The organism is Actinoplanes sp. SE50/110, from assembly GCF_900119315.1.
Taxonomy (GTDB): Bacteria; Actinomycetota; Actinomycetes; order Mycobacteriales; family Micromonosporaceae; genus Actinoplanes.
On the sequence record NZ_LT827010.1, the window covers coordinates 6,143,717 to 6,161,858 of the forward strand.

13 protein-coding genes are annotated in these 18,142 nt (G+C 70.9%); 9 read left to right on the forward strand and 4 right to left on the reverse strand.

Translation table 11 applies throughout. The features are described 5' to 3' along the window. The first annotated feature begins 1,845 nt into the window (after positions 1 to 1,845). From ACSP50_RS27505 to ACSP50_RS27525, 5 genes are all read left to right on the forward strand, one after another. Entirely contained in the window at positions 1,846 to 3,426 is a 1,581-nt protein-coding gene (locus tag ACSP50_RS27505; RefSeq protein ID WP_014692577.1) for an FAD-dependent oxidoreductase, read from the forward strand. Next, the gene (locus ACSP50_RS27510) at positions 3,423 to 3,761 is read left to right on the forward strand and encodes a ferredoxin family protein (protein ID WP_014692578.1); all 339 of its coding nucleotides are present in this window, start codon (positions 3,423 to 3,425) and stop codon (positions 3,759 to 3,761) included. Before ACSP50_RS27505 ends, ACSP50_RS27510 begins: the two co-directional genes overlap by 4 nt. A gap of 229 nt (positions 3,762 to 3,990) precedes the next feature. Then, a complete protein-coding gene (locus ACSP50_RS27515) occupies positions 3,991 to 6,114 on the forward strand; it encodes a carbohydrate-binding module family 20 domain-containing protein (protein WP_014692579.1) in 2,124 nt (707 codons plus the stop codon). A gap of 92 nt (positions 6,115 to 6,206) precedes the next feature. Further along, positions 6,207 to 6,983 (forward strand): SGNH/GDSL hydrolase family protein, encoded by a 777-nt coding sequence (locus ACSP50_RS27520; RefSeq protein WP_014692580.1) that lies wholly within the window; start codon positions 6,207 to 6,209, stop codon positions 6,981 to 6,983. Between the two features lie 169 nt (positions 6,984 to 7,152). Next, on the forward strand, positions 7,153 to 7,737 hold the full coding sequence (locus ACSP50_RS27525; RefSeq protein ID WP_014692581.1) for a TetR/AcrR family transcriptional regulator: 585 nt from the start codon (positions 7,153 to 7,155) through the stop codon (positions 7,735 to 7,737). Between the two features lie 54 nt (positions 7,738 to 7,791). Here ACSP50_RS27525 and ACSP50_RS27530 read toward each other — a convergent pair whose 3' ends face one another. From ACSP50_RS27530 to ACSP50_RS27545, 4 genes are all read right to left on the reverse strand, one after another. After that, positions 7,792 to 8,433 (reverse strand): class I SAM-dependent methyltransferase, encoded by a 642-nt coding sequence (locus ACSP50_RS27530; protein WP_014692582.1) that lies wholly within the window; start codon positions 8,431 to 8,433, stop codon positions 7,792 to 7,794. Between the two features lie 145 nt (positions 8,434 to 8,578). After that, positions 8,579 to 10,270: a glycerol-3-phosphate dehydrogenase/oxidase gene (locus tag ACSP50_RS27535; RefSeq protein WP_014692583.1), complete on the reverse strand. Its 1,692-nt coding sequence runs from the start codon at positions 10,268 to 10,270 to the stop codon at positions 8,579 to 8,581. After that, positions 10,270 to 11,787 carry a glycerol kinase GlpK gene (gene glpK, locus ACSP50_RS27540; RefSeq protein WP_014692584.1) on the reverse strand — a complete coding sequence of 506 codons (1,518 nt, stop codon included), beginning with the start codon at positions 11,785 to 11,787 and terminating at the stop codon, positions 10,270 to 10,272. The genes ACSP50_RS27535 and glpK (ACSP50_RS27540) overlap by 1 nt, the downstream gene beginning before the upstream one ends. Further along, positions 11,780 to 12,616 (reverse strand): MIP/aquaporin family protein, encoded by an 837-nt coding sequence (locus tag ACSP50_RS27545; protein WP_014692585.1) that lies wholly within the window; start codon positions 12,614 to 12,616, stop codon positions 11,780 to 11,782. Before ACSP50_RS27545 ends, glpK (ACSP50_RS27540) begins: the two co-directional genes overlap by 8 nt. Before the next feature lie 125 nt (positions 12,617 to 12,741). Here ACSP50_RS27545 and ACSP50_RS27550 point away from each other — a divergent pair, with 125 nt between their 5' ends. From ACSP50_RS27550 to ACSP50_RS27570, 4 genes are all read left to right on the forward strand, one after another. Beyond that, positions 12,742 to 13,497, forward strand: coding sequence for an IclR family transcriptional regulator (locus ACSP50_RS27550; protein WP_014692586.1), 756 nt, complete (start codon positions 12,742 to 12,744; stop codon positions 13,495 to 13,497). A 21-nt stretch (positions 13,498 to 13,518) separates the two neighbouring features. After that, positions 13,519 to 15,015: a glycerol kinase GlpK gene (gene glpK / locus ACSP50_RS27555; RefSeq protein ID WP_014692587.1), complete on the forward strand. Its 1,497-nt coding sequence runs from the start codon at positions 13,519 to 13,521 to the stop codon at positions 15,013 to 15,015. A gap of 234 nt (positions 15,016 to 15,249) precedes the next feature. Then, on the forward strand, positions 15,250 to 15,951 hold the full coding sequence (locus ACSP50_RS27565) for a hypothetical protein (protein ID WP_014692589.1): 702 nt from the start codon (positions 15,250 to 15,252) through the stop codon (positions 15,949 to 15,951). 114 nt (positions 15,952 to 16,065) lie between these two features. Then, positions 16,066 to 18,051 (forward strand): hypothetical protein, encoded by a 1,986-nt coding sequence (locus ACSP50_RS27570; protein WP_014692590.1) that lies wholly within the window; start codon positions 16,066 to 16,068, stop codon positions 18,049 to 18,051. The last annotated feature ends 91 nt before the right edge of the window (positions 18,052 to 18,142 follow it).

Genomic DNA, 18,142 nt, shown 5'->3' on the forward strand with positions numbered 1-18,142 from the left:
GAACGGTCCAGCCGCTGGCCCTGCGCAGCCACACCGAATCGCTGCACGGGACGGGCCGCAACCCGGCCCGCTCGCGCTGCCCGGCCCGCTCGCGCTGCCCGGCCCGCTCGCGCTGCCCGGCCCGCTCGCACTGCCCGGCCCCCTCGCACTGCCCGGCCCCCTCGCACTGCCCGGCCCCCTCGCACTGCCCGGCCCCCTCGCACTGCCCGGCCGAGCCCTCTTTCCCTTCTGGCTCGCACCTCGTAGCCATTGCGTCCCCCCACCGCCCCTTTTCGCCTCGTCGCCAGCCAGCCGTCCCCCAGCCTCCGTCGCACCATTACTGCGCCTACAGCGCGGCCTCCCATCCCCCCCTTCACCGGCCGGATACCGCCGCCATGTTCCTGAGAGTTCGATAACGATTCCGTATTCGCGGCAACCTCAATGCGACACGCCCGGGATTGCTTAAGTTTGGCATGATCCAGTCCTTACAGTTTCCGCTTCTCGTGCTGAACAATGGACTCATGGGCCAGTTGTCGATGTTCAGCAGAGCGGAAATATCTCGGTTGCGGGACCGAACCAAGAGGCGCAATTATTCACCCGCCGCCGAAGAATTCCGCCGCGAGCACGAACGCCGCCGCGCCTGGGGACTGAAACGCCGCCATGCCGAAAAGCTCCGCCGCATTCGGCAAGCAAGCACTGTGTCGCCGACCGCAGCGCCCCACCTCTCGCAGCAGCCGCCGTCCAGCATCTCGACGTGGCCGACCTTCAACATTTCGAAGGCACCGACACCCGGCGCCTCGAAGCAGCCGACTCGCCGGCCGCCGGAGCAACCGGTCCCGAGCATCCCGCGGAAGCCGCTTGGCGAACTTCCGGGAGCACCGATGCCGGCCCGGATGGACACCCGCAGGTCGCCGGCTTCGGCTTCGGCTTCGGCTTCGGCTTCGGCTCCGGCTCCGGCTCCGGCTCCGGCTCCGGCTCCGGCTCCGGCTCCGGCTCCGGCTCCGGCTCCGGCTCCGGCTCCGGCTCCGGCTCCGGCTCCGGCTCCGGCTCCGGCTCCGGCTCCGGCTCCGGCTCCGGCTCCGGCTCCGGCTCCGGCTCCGGCTCCGGCTCCGGCTCCGGCTTCGGCTTCGAGGAGTGTGGCACGCCCTCGTGGGGCTTTTCTGCGATCGTGTGCGGGAGGGGCGTGTTGTGGGGTTGGTTTTCGGCGTGCGGCTCGGCGGGAAAATGCGGTTCTCGCTTTCTCAACAGAGGGCCCGACTTGCGGATTCGCTCGGAGCAGGACCTTATTGATTAAGTTTGGTTACGATTCGATAGTGGCTGAGGTGACACTCAGGCGACATTGGATGGTTTCCGAAATACGCGGGTCACCGGGCTCGGGTCAAGGACTTCAAAAGCGATCTCAAAAGTAAATCACCACGACTGCACGAATTCTCAGTGTCCATTGACGGGCTTGACACGGCGGCACACCCGAAAGGGAGGGTTAGCAGAGAGCGTTTCATAATTTCATATCTGCTTGACCAAAGCGGAAGCCCCCGAGGTGCGCACGACATACACCGGTGACACAGCGACGACAATTGCCGACCGTGTCCGCACGACGCGAGCGTGCGATCCGATGCGGTGCCAGCGGCGCGGCGGTGCGGCGATGGGCGGTGCCGGCGGTGCAGCGGTGCAGCGGTGGGGCGGTGGGGCGGTGCGGCAGTGCAGCAGTACAGCGGTGCGGCGATGGGCGGTGCCGGCGGTGTGGCGGCGTGGCGATGCGGGCGGTCGGGACCCGGTGGTTCTGCTGCTGCTCGGATGGCGGTCCCGTTTTCCCACTCGTCAATGTCCTAGTTGACAGATAGGCTTAGTGGGTTCAATGCTGGGCGCATGCCTACCGAACCCACCCCGCTCGACCTCACCGCCGACGTCGTCGTCGCCGGCGGTGGACCGGCCGGCGCCTGGGCCGCTCTCACCGCGGCTCAGGCCGGTGCCGACGTGCTGCTGCTCGACAAGGGTTACTGCGGGACCAGCGGGCCGACCGCGTCCGGCGGCACCGGTGTCTGGTATGTGCAGCCCGACCCGGACCAGCGCGAGAAGGCGATGGCCAGCCGCGAGGCGCTCGGCGGCCACCTCGCCGACCGGCGCTGGGCGGCCCGGGTGCTGGACCAGACCTTCGAGAACATGAACCGGCTGGCGGTCGAGGCCCGCTACCCGTTCCCGGAGGTCGGCGGCGAGCCGTACCGACGCGGCGTGCAGGGCCCGGAGTACATGCGGCGGATGCGCTCCTGGATTCGCCGGGCCGGGGTGCGCATCCTCGACCACAGCCCGGTGCTGGAGCTGCTCACCGACCCGGGCGGCACGGTTGCCGGGGTGCGCGGGCACCGGCGCCAGCACGACACCGCATACCGGGTGCGGGCCGGGGCGGTGGTGCTGGCGACCGGCGGGTGCGCGTTCCTGAGCGGGGCGCTGGGCTGCGACGTGGACACCGGGGACGGCGCGCTCTACGCCGCCGAGGCCGGGGCCGAGCTGTCCGGGATGGAGTTCTCCAACGCGTACGGGATCGCCCCCGCGTTCTCCTCGGTGACCAAGACGGCGTACTACAACTTCGCCACCTTCTACCGCGCCGACGGCAGCCACCTGGCGGGCGCGAGCAGCCAGGGCGGGCGCTCGGTGATCGCCGCCGAGCTGCTGCGCGGCGGGACCGTCCTGTGCAGCATCGACCGGGCCGACGCCGGGCAGCAGGCGCAGATGCGGATCGGGCAGCCGAACTTCTTCCTCCCCTTCGACCGGCTCGGCATCGACCCGTTCACCGAGCGCTTCCCGGTGACGCTGCTGCTGGAGGGCACGGTCCGGGGCACCGGCGGGATCCGGATCGCCGGCGACGACTGCGCCACCACGGTGCCCGGGCTGTACGCGGCCGGGGACGCCGCGACCCGGGAGCTGATCTGCGGCGGGTTCACCGGCGGGGGCAGCCACAACTCGGCATGGGCGATGTCGTCGGGGACCTGGGCGGGCCGGGGCGCCGCACGCTTCGCGGCCGGGCTCGGCGCGGGCTCGCACCGGCGGCGGCTGGTGTCCGCGGGCGCGGACGGGCCGCCCCAGGCGGACGCGAGCGGGGCACTCGAGGTGGTGCGCGCGCAGGTCCACCCGTACGACAAGAATTATCTGCGGCACGGCGACCGGTTGCGACCCGCCCTCGACGAGTTGAACGGCGTCTGGTCGGCGCTGCGCGGCAGCGCCGGCGCCCGCGGCGCGCAAGCGGTCCGCACCCGGCAGGCCGCCGCGATGGTGGCGCACGCCCGGTGGATGTACACCAGCGCGCTGGCGCGCACCGAGAGCCGCGGGATGGCGCGGCGCGAGGACTTCCCGGCCCTCGACCCGGCCCAGCACCACCGCCTGACCGTGGGTGGTCTCGATGACCTGTGGGTACGGCCCGAGCAGGCCGCCGTGCGGGCGGTGGCGTCGTGATCGAGCTGGTCTCCGCGGACCGCTGCGTGACATGTGACGTGTGCATCGCGGTCTGCCCGACGAACGTGTTCGACCGCGGTGCGGACGGTGTACCGGTGATCGCCCGGCACGGCGACTGCCAGACCTGCTTCATGTGTGAGGCGCACTGCCCGGCCGACGCGCTGTTCGTGGCGCCGCTGCGGACCCCGGCCGAGCCCGGGTCGCCGCTGCGCGACGAGGCGCACCTGACCGCGCGGGGGCTGCTCGGCAGTTACCGCAAGGAGATCGGCTGGGGCCGGGGCCGCAAGCCCGGCGCACGTCTGGCAGTGGGACCGGAGCTGGGCCCGCCATCCTGATCACTGACAGACACTCAGGCGCCCCCGAAAACGGGGGCGCCTTTTCTTTTTGGACATACAAGGTTCGATCCCTTCACAAGGACGACATGTCTTGGTAACTTCCTGAAACAAGCTGCAAGAACTTGCAAGGGGAGTTCCCCCTAGCGGCCTCATCCCCGCTGCTGGTCGCCCCAGCGCCGCACCCTGCAAGAGGTTTCACCACTCGTCCCCAGCAGAAAGCGCCCCCCACATGACAAAGAGATTGGTGCTCGCCGCCGTGACCAGCCTCGCGCTGGCCGGCGCGGGCGTGGCCGGGATCAGCCTGGCCGGCACGGCCAGCGCCGCCGTGTCGCTCAACAACAGCGACGTCACCGCGAACCTGTGGGAGTGGAACTTCGACTCCGTGGCAGCCGCCTGCACCAGCCAGCTCGGCCCGGCCGGATACGGCGCGGTCCAGGTCGCCCCGCCGCAGGAGTCGGTCACCCTCGCCTCGACCAGCGACGGCGCCCACCCGTGGTGGGAGGTGTACCAGCCGGTGTCGTACGACGTCTCCGGCCGGCTCGGCACCCAGGCGCAGTTCACCAGCATGGTCACCACCTGCCACAACGCCGGCGTACGCGTCTACGTGGATGCGGTGATCAACCACATGGCCGGCTCGAACAACACGGGGGGCAGCGGCTACGGCGGCTCGACGTTCAACGCGACCGGATACTCGTACCCGGCCGTGCCGTACTCGTACAACGACTTCCACCACCCGAACGACGGCTACTGCAACGACGACGACGGCCAGATCGACGACTACTCGAACGCCGCCGAGGTGCAGAACTGCGAGCTGGTGTCGCTCTCCGACCTCAAGTCGCAGGACACCGGCGTCCGCACGAAGATCGCCGGATACCTGAACAAGCTGGTCGACTGGGGGGTCGACGGCTTCCGGGTGGACGCCGCCAAGCACATGGCCGCCGCCGACCTGTCGGCGATCAAGGCGCTGCTGCACAACACCACCGAGGGCAGGAGCCCGTACTTCGCCCAGGAGGTGATCCCGGGCGGCAGCGGCGCCATCGCCCCGTCCGCGTACACCGGGATCGGCGACGTGCTCGGCTTCTCCTACGCCTACGGGCTGAAGACCCAGTTCGCCAACGGCACGCTGTCCAACCTGTCCGGCATCCCGTCGTGGAGCCTCGACGCGACCAGCGACCAGACCGCTGCCATGGTGACCAACCACGACCTGGAGCGCAACGGCTCGACCCTGCGTTACCAGGACGGCAGCACGTATCTGCTGGCCAACTACTTCCTGCTGGCCTACCCCTACGGCCAGCCGTTCGTGTACGACGGTTTCGCCTTCTCCACCTCGGCCACCGGCGCGTCCCCGCCCGCCGACGCCAACGGCTACGTGACCTCGACCAGCTGCACCAACGGTGCCTGGCAGTGCACCACCCAGAGCGCCGGGGTCAAGGGCATGGTCGCCTGGCACAACGCCACCCGGTCGGCGACCACCGTGTCGAACTGGACCAACACCGCCAGCAACGTGATCGGTTTCAGCCGGGGCTCGCTCGGCTGGTTCGGCGTCAACCGGTCCGGCAGCGCGTCGACCGCGACCTACACCACCGGGCTGGCCGACGGCGCGTACCGCGACCGGATCGCCGGCACGACGATCACCGTCTCCGGCGGTAGGGCCTCGGTGACCATCCCGGCGAACGGGGCGGTGGCGATCGACGTCAACGCCAGGTCCGGCTCCTCGGCGTCGCCGTCGACGTCGCCGTCGGTGTCCACCTCTCCCACCAGCTCCACCGGCACGGTCCAGGCCACGTTCAACGTCTACGCCGCCACGACTGCGGGCACTTCGGTGTACGTCGTGGGCTCCACCGCCGCGCTCGGCAACTGGGACACCGCGAAGGCGGTGGCCCTGTCCGCCGGCGGATACCCGATCTGGTCGTCGACGGTCGCGGTGCCGTCCGGGTCGAGTTTCGAGTACAAGTACCTCAAGAAGGACGCCGCCGGGAACGTCACCTGGGAGAGCAACGCGAACCGCGCGGTGACCACCGGCAGCTCGGCGGTGACCTTCACCAACAGCTTCGGGGTCGCCAACGCCGGCGCGACCGCGGTCACCTTCACCGAGTCGGCGACCGGGACCGGGCTGTACGTGGTGGGTTCGATCGCCTCGCTGGGCAGCTGGAACACGGCCGACGCGATCCCGCTGACATCGACCGGGGCGTCCGGCTGGAGCCGGCTGGTGGCCCTTCCGCAGCGCACCACCTTCCAGTACAAGTACCTCAGGAAGGACTCGTCCGGGACCGTGACGTGGGAGTCCGGCAGCAACCGCTCGTACACGACGGGCACCGCGTCCTCGTACACGATCAGCGACACCTGGAAGTAGTTTTCCGGCCCTGGCCCGCGCCACCCCCGGCGCGCGCCAGGGCTCTTCCTCGTTTATCAGGAAAAATCGCCTGATAGTACGAGGATGGCTTCGTGAAGTTTCTCAGCATCGTCACCGCCCTGCTCGCCCTGACCGCCGCACCGGCCTCGGCCACCGCCCGGACGCAGTCCTATGTCGCGCTCGGCGACTCCTATGCCGCGGGCATCGGCGCCGGCGACTACACCGGTTCGGCCTGCGTGCAGAGCAGGACCGGCGCCTACCCGTACCTCTGGGCCAAGGCGCACCCCACCGCGAAGCTGACCTTCCGCGCCTGCAGCGGCGCCACCACCGCCACCGTCCTGGCCACCCAGCTCGGCAGCCTCTCGAAGAGCACCCGCTGGGTCACCGTCACCGCGGGCGGCAACGACGCCGGCTTCGCCACCACCCTGCAGACCTGCCTGCTCGGCAGCGATGCCGACTGCTCCGCCGCGGTCCAGCAGAGCACGAAGATCATCCGGTCGGCGCTGCCCACGGCCGCGGACACGCTCTACACCGCGATCCGCAAGAAAGCACCCAACGCCCGGGTGTACGTCGTCGGCTACCCCCACCTGCTCAGCACCGGCGGCGGCACCGGGTGCGTCTTCGACCCCACCCGCCGCCAGTTGCTGAACAGCACCTCGGACACCCTGGCCACGGTGCTCCGGCAGCACACCGCACACCGCAAGAACTTCACCTTCGTCGACGGCCGCACGATCCTCGCCGGGCACGAGGTCTGCACCGCGCACCCGTGGATCCACGGCCTGGCCACCGGCGACCTGACCGAGTCCTTCCACCCGACCGCGGCCGGGCATCAGGCGTACGCCAAGGCCCTCACCAAAGTCATGAGCTGACCGCTCCCGCGCCGCCTCGGGGTCGGCCCCGGGTCGTCGGCGAGTCGGCCCCGGGCCGTCGCCGGGCCATCGGCGAGCAGACTCCGGGTCGTCGGCGAGCAGGCCCCGGGCCGTCGCCGGGTCGGCCCCGCAAGATCGCGCCGAGGAGGTCTGCGTCACACTAGCGGAGGTGACCAGCAGTTCCACCCCGCCCCGCCGCCGGGACGCGGCCCGCACCCGGCAGCTCCTGCTCGATGCCGCCCGCCGCCGCTTCGCCACCATCGGCTACGCGGAAACCACCGTCCGCCACATCGCCGACGAGGCCGGCGTCAACGTCGCGCTGATCAGCCGCTACTTCGTCTCGAAGGAGGGCCTCTTCGAGGCCGCCCTCACCGCCAGCTTCACCGAGCTGCGCGCCGCCGCCGGTGACGTCGACCCGGCCCGCATCCCGGAAACCATCGCCGAGCAGATCATCGGCCAGTCCAGCAATACCGGCCCCAGCCACGCCCTCCTGCTCATCCTGCGCTCCTCCGGCGAGGAGCGAGCCGACCGGATCCGCCTCCGCTTCCTGCACATGTTCGCCGAAAAGCTCTCCGAGGCCGCTTCCCTGCAGGGCGGCGACCCCGACACCCTGCGAGCCCAGATCCTCCTCTCCACCGCCATCGGCGCCACCCTCCTGCGCGCCACCAACCTGGAGCCGCTGGCCTCCGCCTCCGCCGCCGATCTCACCGGCCCGCTCCGCGACGTCCTCCAAGCCTTGATCAAAGTCACCTAGACCGCACGTCCCGATCCATTGCCCGGTGATGTCGGCCGGCCGAGGAGCGACCGGTCAGCCGGTAATTCTGCGGACCAGCATGTAGCCGTAGGGCGGGTCGTTCTCCTCGGGCGGGACGTGGCCCTGGAAGACCGGCGAGAGGCCGGCCTGCGTGAAACGCGCCGTCATCTCCTCGGGGGAGAGCCAATAGCGGTCGAAGTCGACCCCGAGGCTGTTGCTGCGGCCGGTGCGGCGGCGGGTCCCGTCGCCGTGCTTGAAGGCGGTCACCAGATAGCCGCCGGGTTTCAGGACGCGGGCCAGTTCGGTGAAGGCCGGCGTCCGGGCCGGCGGGGCCAGGAAGATCAGCGAGAACCAGCACACCACCCCGGCCAGCGTCGCGTCGTCGAAGGGGAGGTCGCGCAGGTCGGCGACCGCGTAGGGGAAGCCGGGATGCTCGCGCTCGGCCACCTCGATCATCTTCGGGGAGAGGTCCACCCCGCGCGGGGTCAGGCCGCGATCCGCCAGGTAGGGCAGGAGGCGGCCGGTGCCGCAACCCACGTCCGCGACCTCGGTGCCGACGGTCAGGGTGAGTTCGGCGAACAGGTTCAGCATGGCGCGCTCGACGGGCATGGTGTCGAGGACCCCGGCCAGATGCGTCGCATAGAACTCGGAGAGGACGTCGTGGGCGTCCCGCAGTTCCTCGGTGCTGGCGTCCATGGGGACGGAATCTACCGACCGGGGGCGCGCACCGCCGCCCGCCGCGCGCGGGCTGACGCGGGGCGGGCGGCGGGTCACGCCGTACCGCGGAAATCGGATGTGACGCGGAGCGGCGGCCGTCACGCCGTACCGCGGAGATCGGGTTTCAGGAAAGGGGGATCACGTCAGGGGCGCCGAGGCGGGTGGCGTCGGCGGTTTCGTCGGTCTGTTGTTCCTGGGAGGCGCGTTCGGCTTCGACGCGCAGGCGGTAGTTCTCCACCTCGCGGTCGCGTTGGGCGGGGGTCCAGCCGAGCACGCGGGCCATCAGTTCGGCGGCTTCGGCCGCCGAGGACGTGCCCCGGTCGAAGGTCTCGATCGAGATGCGGGTGCGGCGGGTGAGGACGTCGACCAGGTGGCGGGCACCCTCGGCGGCCGCGGCGTAGACGACTTCGGCTCGCAGGTAATCGTCCGCACCGGTCAGTGGCCGGCCCAGCGTCGGGTCGTCCTCGATCAGCGCGAGCAGGTCGTGGATCAATGATCCGTATCGGCCGAGCAGGTGTTCGACACGGGCGATGTGCAAGCCGGATCCGGCGGCGATCAGGCCGCGCCGGTTCCACAGTGCCGGATAGCCTTCGGCGCCGAGCAGCGGGATCCGGTCGGTGCAGCAGCGGGCGACGGACCGGTTCAGGTTGAAGGCGCAGGCATCCACCGCGTCCTTCGCCATGACACGGTATGTCGTGTATTTTCCGCCGGCCACCACGACCAGCCCCGGCACCGGGCTGCCCACCATGTGTTCCCGGGACAGCTTCGACGTCGACTCGGATTCGCCGGAGAGCAGCGGCCGCAATCCGGCGTACACCCCTTGCACGTCGGCCCGTTCCAACGGCCGGGCCAGCACCTTGTTGACCTCGGTGAGCAGGTAGTCGATGTCCTTCGCGGACGCCGCCGGGTGCGCCTTGTCCAGCGCCCAGTCGGTGTCGGTGGTGCCGACGATCCAGTGCCGCCCCCACGGGATCACGAACAGCACGCTGCTGGCCGTCCGCAGGATGAGCCCGGTGGTCGACTGGATCCGGTCCCGCGGTACGACGAGGTGGATCCCCTTCGACGCCCGCACGTGGAACTGGCCGCGCTCACCCACGAGCGACTGGGTCTCGTCGGTCCACACCCCGGTCGCGTTGATCACCTGCTGGGCGCGGATCTCGAAGGTGCGGTCGTATTCCAGGTCACGAACGGTCACCCCGGTGACGCGTTCGCCCTCGCGCAGGAATCCGACGACCTCGACCCGGTTGGCGACGTGCGCGCCGTACGCCGCCGCGGTGCGGGCCAGGAACATCGTGTGCCGGGCGTCGTCGACCTGCGCGTCGTAGTACTGCAGCGCCCCGACCAGCGACTCCTTGCGCAGCGCCGGGCAGGCCCGCAGCGCACCGCGCCGGGTCAGGTGCCGGTGGTTCGGCAGGCTGCCCGACCAGGCCATCGTGTCGTACAGGGCGACACCGGCCCCGGTGTACAGCCGCTCCCAGCCGCGGTGCTGCAGCGGGTACAGGAACCGGACCGGGCGGGCCAGGTGCGGGGCGAGCCGGGACAGGATCAGCCCGCGTTCCCGCAGCGCCTCGTGGACCAGCCCGAAGTCGAGCATCTCCAGATAGCGCAGGCCGCCGTGGATCAGTTTGCTGGACCGGCTGGACGTGCCCGAGGCGAAGTCGCGCGCCTCGACGAGTCCCACGGAGAGCCCCCGCGTGACCGCGTCGAGGGCGCAACCCGCCCCGACCACTCCCCCACCGATGACCAGCACGTCGACCTCGGCCGCTGCGAGGGCGGCCAGGGCGGCGTCCCGACGCTCAGGTGAGAGCACTGTCATCAGTCCACGTCCACCCAGTCGAGGGTCCGCTGCACCGCCTTCTTCCAGCGGCCGTGACCCTGGTCGCGCCGCTCGGCCGACCAGGTCGGCTGCCAGCGCTGCGACTCGTTCCAGTTCTCCCGCAGCTCGTCGGTGGACTTCCAGAAGCCGACCGCCAACCCGGCCGCGTACGCCGCGCCGAGTGCCGTGGTCTCGGCGACCACCGGCCGGCTGACCGGCACGCCCAGCACGTCCGCCTGGATCTGCATGCACAGGTTGTTGGCGGTGATCCCGCCGTCGACCTTGAGCACGTCCAGGGTCACGCCGGAGTCCTGGGCCATCGCGTCGACCACGTCCCGGGTCTGGTAGCAGATCGACTCGAGGGTGGCGCGGGCGATGTGCGCGTCGGTGTTGAACCGGGACAGCCCGACGATCGCGCCGCGGGCGTCGGACCGCCAGTAGGGAGCGAACAGACCGGAGAACGCGGGTACGAAGTACACCCCGCCGCTGTCCGGGACCTGCGCGGCCAACGCCTCGCTCTGGTCCGCCGACGTGATCAGGTGCAGCTGGTCGCGCAGCCACTGCACGGCCGATCCGGTGACCGCGATGGAGCCCTCCAGTGCGTAGACCGGTGCCGCGTCACCCAGTTTGTAGCAGACCGTGGTGAGCAGCCCGTGCTCCGACCGCACCAGGTTCGTCCCGGTGTTCAGCAGCATGAAATTGCCGGTGCCGTACGTGTTCTTGGCCTCGCCGGGCGCGAAACACACCTGCCCGACGGTGGCCGCCTGCTGGTCGCCGAGGTCGCCGGTGATCGGGACTTCGCCGCCGAGCGGGCCGGCGACCCGGGCCACGCCGTACCCGGTCGGGTCGGACGACGGCCGGATCTCCGGCAGCATCTGCCGCGGGATGTTGAAGAACGACAGCAGCTCGTCGTCCCACTGCAGGGTCTCCAGGTTCATCAGCATGGTGCGGCTGGCGTTGGTCACGTCGGTGACGTGGTTGCCGCCGTCCGCCCCGCCGGTCATGTTCCACAGCAGCCAGCTGTCGGTGTTGCCGAAGATCGCGTCGCCGCGCTCGGCCGCCTCGCGGACCCCGTCGACGTTCTCCAGGATCCACTGGATCTTGCCGCCGGAGAAGTAGGTGGCCGGCGGCAGCCCGGCCTTGCGGCGGATGACGTCGCCGCGGCCGTCGCGGTCCAGCGCGGAGGCGATCCGGTCGGTACGGGTGTCCTGCCAGACGATCGCATTGTAGTAGGGCCGGCCGGTCCGCCGGTCCCACATCACCGCGGTCTCCCGCTGGTTGGTGATCCCGACCGCGGCCAGGTCACTCGCGCTCAGGTTGGCCTTCTGCATCGCGGTGCGGACCACCGCGACGGTGCGCTCCCAGATCTCGATCGGGTTGTGCTCGACCCAGCCGGCCTGCGGCAGGATCTGCTCGTGCTCGAGCTGGTGGCGGGCCACCTCGTTGCCGCCATGGTCGAAGATCATGAAACGGGTGCTGGTGGTGCCCTGGTCCACGGCCCCGACGAAGTCAGCCACGGTTCGCCTCCAAGCTCTCACGCGCCGTCGGGATCTCGCCCACCTCCTGGGGCTCGTCCGTCGGCAGGAATCGTCCGATCAGATACTGGTACAGACCGGCGCCCAGCACACCACCGATGATCGGGGCGACGATCGGTATCCAGAAGTAGAGATAGCCTGTCTGATCTCGGAACGCGGTCGAGTACCCGGTGAAGAAACTCGCCAGGCGCGGCCCGAAGTCGCGGGCCGGGTTGATCGCGTATCCGGCGTCGGTGCCCCAGGCCATCCCGATCGCGACCACCAGCAGGCCGACCACGAACGGTCCCAGGTTCGCACCGGGCGCGGTGTTGGCCATGTCGGTCAGCGCGAGGATGACGAACAGCAGGATCGCGGTGCCGATGATCTGGTCACGGAACGCGCCCCAGTGCCCGACCGGCAGGCTGCCGTTGCCGGGCAGCGTGGAGAAGACACCCTGGGTCTTGATGGTCAGCCCGGGGTCCTTGGCGTTGAGCACCTCGGTGTAGTTCCAGCGCACCAGCAGCGCGGCGACGAACGCGCCGAGGAACTGGGCCAGTGCGTACGGGGCCACCTTGCGCCAGGAGAAGCCCTTGAAGACGGCGAGCGCGATGGTCACCGCCGGGTTGAGATGGGCGCCGCTGATCCGCGCCGCCACGTACACGCCGAGGGTGACGCCCAGGCCCCAGGCCCAGGCGATGCTGTCGTGGTCACCGATGCCGGCGGCCACCACCTGGGCCACCACCCCGCAGCCGAACAGGATCAGAATCAACGTGCCGGCGAACTCCGCGAGAAGCTCACCGAGCAGTCCGGGAACTTTGAGTCGTGCGGCCATGCTCCCTCCTTCGTCCGATGCCCTTGGACGCTAGGAAGACCGGTGGCCGGGAGCAACGAACAGCGGTCGGCATTGTCGAACATCAATTACGGCGGGTCGTGGCTCAACCGCATAGAGTGCGAACCATGCCGGGCCCCGTGCAGTCCATCGAGCGAGCGGCCGCGATCCTGCGGATGCTCGCCGGCGGGCCGGGCCGGCTCGGGCTCACCGAGATCGCCCGGTCCCTGGACCTGGCCAAAGGCACCACCCACGGGATCCTGCGGACGCTGCAGGGGGTGGGCTTCGTCGAGCAGGACCGGACCTCCGGGCAGTACCAGCTCGGCGCGGCCCTGCTGCACCTGGGCACCAGCTATCTGGACATCAACGAGCTGCGGTCCCGATCGATCAACTGGGCCGATCCGCTCGCGGCGCGCAGCGGGGAGGCGGTCCGGATCGGGACCGTCTGCGAGGGTCAGGTGCTGGTCGTGCACCACGTGTTCCGGCCGGATGACACGTTCCAGACGCTGGACGTCGGGAGCCTCCTGCCGTTGCACGCGACGGCGCTCGGGAAGGTGCTCATCGCGTACCGCGCAGGCGTCCTCGACTCTGCACCGTCGCCTTACACCCGGAAGACGATCGTCACGCCGCGGGAGCTCGCCGCGGCGCTGGAGCAGGTGCGGGAGTGCGGCTGGGCGGCCGACGTCGAGGAGTTCACCCTCGGGCTGGCCGCCGTCGCCGCACCGATCCGCGGTTACGGCGGGCTGGTGATCGGCGCGATCGGCGTGTCCGGGCCGGTCGAACGGATCTGCGACAGCCACTACACCCCACGGCCGCACCTGGTCACCAGTGTGCGGGACGCGGCGCGGGCGATCTCCCGGGAAATGGGAGCGGCCCGCCGATGACGGCATGAGGGGGGATTCATCGTGACCGAACGGTACGTGGTCGCCATCGACCAGGGGACCACCTCGACCCGGTGCATCGTCTTCGACCGGCGCGGCCAGCTGGTCTCCCTGGCCCAGCAGGAGCACAAGCAGCACTTCCCGCGGCCGGGCTGGGTGGAACACGACGCCATGGAAATCTGGCGCAACGTGGAACGGCTCGCGCCGCGGGCGCTGCGCCGGGCCGGGATCACGCTCGACCAGGTGGCGGCGGTGGGGATCGCCAACCAGCGGGAGACGACGGTGATCTGGGACCGGCTCACCGGGATCCCGGTGGGGCGGGCGATCATCTGGCAGGACACGCGGACGGACGCTCTGGTGCACTCGTTGTCCTCGTCGCCGCTCTCCCCCCATGTCTCCGACATCTCAGGTCTGCCGCTGGCGACGTATTTCTCCGCGCCACGGCTGCGGTGGATGCTGGACCATACGCCCGGATTGCAGGATCGTGCGGAACGCGGCGAGGTGCTCTGCGGCACCATGGAGACCTGGCTGATCTGGAACCTGACCCGCGGCGCGCACGTCACCGACGTCACCAACGCCAGCCGCACCATGCTGATGGACGTCCACACCCTCGACTGGTCGGACAAGGCGCTCGACTTCTTCGGCATACCGCGCGCGATGCTGCCCGAGGTCAGGGCCTCGATCGGCGCCTTCGGCACCGCTTGCGAGGCATTTCCCGGCGTACGCATCGGGGCCGCGCTGGGTGACCAGCAGGCAGCCCTGTTCGGGCAGACGTGCTTCACCCCCGGCGAGGCGAAATGCACGTACGGCACCGGGAGCTTCCTGCTCCTGAACACCGGCACCGAACTGGTGCGGCCGGGACACGGCCTGCTCAGCACGGTGGCCTACCAGGTGGCCGGGTCGCCGGCCTGCTACGCCCTGGAAGGCTCGATCGCGATCACCGGATCACTCGTGCAATGGTTCCGCGACCAGCTCGAACTCATCTCCAGCGCACCCGAGATCGAAACGCTGGCACGGACCGTGGCCGACAACGGCGGCTGCTACATCGTGCCGGCGTTCTCCGGGCTGTACGCGCCGCACTGGCGCTCCGAGGCGCGCGGCGTGATCGTGGGGCTGACCTCGTACATCACCAAGGGTCATCTGGCCCGGGCGGTGCTCGAAGCGACCGCGTGGCAGACCCGGGAGGTCGTCGACGCGATGAACGCCACCTCCGGCCTCGCGCTGACCACCCTCAAAGTGGACGGCGGGATGACCGCCGACAACCTGCTCATGCAGATGATCGCGGACGTGCTCGACGTGCCGGTGGTGCGGCCCCTCGCCGCGGAGACGGTGTCGCTGGGCGCGGCGTACGCGGCCGGGCTCGCCGTCGGATACTGGCCCGACCTGGACGGACTGCGGCGCAACTGGCACATCGCCGGACAGTGGATGCCGGCGATGGACCCGGCGGTGCGCAACGCCGAATACGTCAACTGGCAGCGCGCGGTGCAACGGACCTTCGACTGGATCCAGCCCACTCCATGACCGCCGGGGTCGCCGCACGCAGACCCCGGCAGTGGCCGCAGCGCAGCAGATTGCGCCGCGGACGCACCCGGAACAGCGGCACCAGGACGGTGAACCGGACGGTCCGCGCGAACCGCTCCTGCGGGGCCGTCCACCCGCAGGAGCGACAGGTGAGCACCCGGACGTCGACCGGATCGTCGCGGGTGCGCAAGCCGATGAACATGCCCCCAGGGTGGCACCGCGGCACAATGGCGTATGCGCGAAGTGGCGGAGTTCGGCCGCCGGCTGGCGGCCGCCGGCTGGGCAAGCGACCTGCTGGTGGCCGGCTCGCTCGCGACCGGCGATTACCTCACCGGGGTCAGCGACCTCGACCTGGTGGCGATCGTGCCGACCGAGCCCGATCCGGATCAGATCGCGGCGGTGCACGCAGGGTGCGACCCGGCGCTGAAACTGGGCTGTGTCTACGTCCCCGCGGACCGGCTGGCCGACCCGACCGCGGACCATCCCACGTGGACGCACGGGCGGTTGGTGCGGCGCATCCTGTCCGGCGTTACCCGGGCTGAGCTGGTCCGACATGGATATGCCGTGTTCGGCCGGGCACCGGGTGAGCTGCTGGCGGCGATGAGCGACGACGACGTACGGGCCGCCGCCCACGCCGAACTCACCGGATACTGGGCGTGGGCCGGGCATCGACCGTGGATCTTCCTGGACCCGGCGATGGCCGATCTCGCCCTCACCTCGATGGCCCGGGGGCGGCATTCGCTCATCCACGGAACGCTGCTGACCAAGAGCGCGGCGGTGGCGGCCGCGGCCGGGCCGCCATGGCTGATCGCCCAGCTGCGCGCCCGCCGCCAGGGGCAGCGGGTGGCCTCCCCGCGCCTGCGGACGGCCTGGCTGGCCTGGCGCGACACCCGGCGGACGGTGCGCGGCGTCCTGCCGCCCCGGCGGGGCAGGTGATCCCCCGGTGGGGCACAACGGTTGTCCACAGGTGGGTGCGGGTGGTTGCGGACCGCGATCGGCGGATGACACAGTTCGTCGTATGAGCCAGCGAAACGAGCCACCTCCACGACCATGAGCAGGGAAGACGAGCGGGTCACGCTCGATCCCGCGATCCCGCTGTTCACCCACGCCGCCCGCCTGCACGCCGCGACACCGGACACTCCCCTGCTCGAGACACACCTCGGCACACCGCCGCCCGGGACCCGGTCGGGCACGGCGTCGCACCTCGGCATGCGGCCGGGCTCCGATACGCCGTCGCACGTCGGCTCTGGCACACCGCCGCACCTCGACACGGCGCCGCGCTCCGGCACACCGCCGCACCTCGATACGGCGCCGCGCTCCGGCACACCAGCGCACCTCGACACGGCGCCGCCCTCTGGCACACCGCCGCACCTCGATACGCCTTCGCACTTCGGCACGTCGCCCCGCTTCGGCACGTCGCCGGACTCCGGGACGCAGCCGCCCGGAACACCTGTCGGCACGCGGCCGCCCGGGGCGCCTGTGGACGCGCCGCTGCCCGGTGGGGTGGTCTTTGCCGCGACCTCGCCGGGGTCTGCCGCACCGAGCGGTCGTGCCACCAGGCCGGGGCTGCGGGCGCTCCTCGACGCGTACTTCGCGGCGCCGGATGCGATCGCCCGGCTGCAGCAGTTCCACGACGCGCTGGCCGCGCAGCAACCGCCGGCCGGCGAGCTGCGTCCCACCCTGCGCCGGCTGCTGCTGACCGGCGACGACGGGATGCGCGAGCGGATCCGACTGACCGGCCGGTGCCTGATCGGCGCCGCCACCGAGCTGTTCCCGGCCCAGGCCGGGCTGGCCATGCTCGCCGAGGCCGGCGAGCCGATCGACGCCGCGCCGATCCGCCTCCTCGGCCGCCTAGACCCACTCAGCCACGCCGCCATCGCGGCCCTCGAAGCGCTGGGCGCCTCCACCGACCTGATCTGGCTCGCCGACCGCTCCTCCCGGGTCCACCGCCACTTCATCGCCCGCGCCCTCTGCCGCCTCGCCGACCCACCGGCCGTCGCCTGGCTCCGCGCCCGCGCCGCCGCCGACGAACGCGGCGTCACCCCCCTGGCCCGCGACGCCATCGACGTCATCGACCTGGCCGCCGAACTCACCACCACCCCACCCTTGCGAGCGGTGCCGCCTCCGCCCACCCCCGCTCCGCCGGCCGCCGATCCCACGCTCGCCGGTCCCGCACCACCACCCGCCGCGCCCACGGCCCCGGCCTCGCTGTCTCCGGCTGCCCTGTCCGCGGCTTCGCTATCGGCTGAGACCTGGGAACGGGCCGCGCGTCTGGTTCTTCGGCTCGGCCGGCCGCATGACTACAGCCGGGGGTTCGACGAGTTCCACCAGCTCGTGCGGCTGGCCCGCGCGGTCGCCCGGCATGCCCCGCACCTGCCGGGCACCCCGGCGCGCTGGTCCCTGATCGCCCAGCTGGCCACCGAACTCAGCACCGGCCGGATAGCGTGCGCCGACTGGTCCACCGGGGACCCGGCGGCTGAGGGAATCGCCGATACCGGCAGCCCAGCCGTCCACGGTGCCGGCAGTGACAGCACTCCGGGCCCGGACAGGTTCGCGGGCGACCGGCAAAGTCTGGTCGCCGCGCTGACCGGTCGTCTCCCGGTGGGTCACGGACCTGGGCCGTCCACCTTCGATGTCCGGCGGGAGCCGGTGCCGCCCACCGGCTTTCACATCCGGGTGGTCGCCGCCGATCCGGACGAGGGTCTGCCGGCCGAAACCCGGATCGTCGTCGACGGCCGTCCGGTGATCCCCGCCGCCTTCCACCGGGGGCCACCGAACCCGCCGAAGTTCCTCCTGGCCCAGGGCCAGTTACGCGCCGACCCCGAGCCACAGGAGGTGCAGCTTGCCGAGGCCTGGTGCACCGAAGGCTGCTGCGGTGCCCTCTACGTCACCATCGTCCGCGACCCGGAGTCCGATCAGGTCACCTGGCATGACTGGCGTGGCCACACCACCCCGGAACCTCCGCCGAGCCTCCACTTCCCCGGCGAGGAATACGACGCCGAGCTGGCCCGCGCCACCCACCGCCTGTTTCCGTAACCACCCCGCGGCCGACCGCAGGTCCATGTGTGTCACCTGGCCTCGCGATGGGCTGCTGTGAACCAATTCCGCTGATCCGCAGCCGGCATGA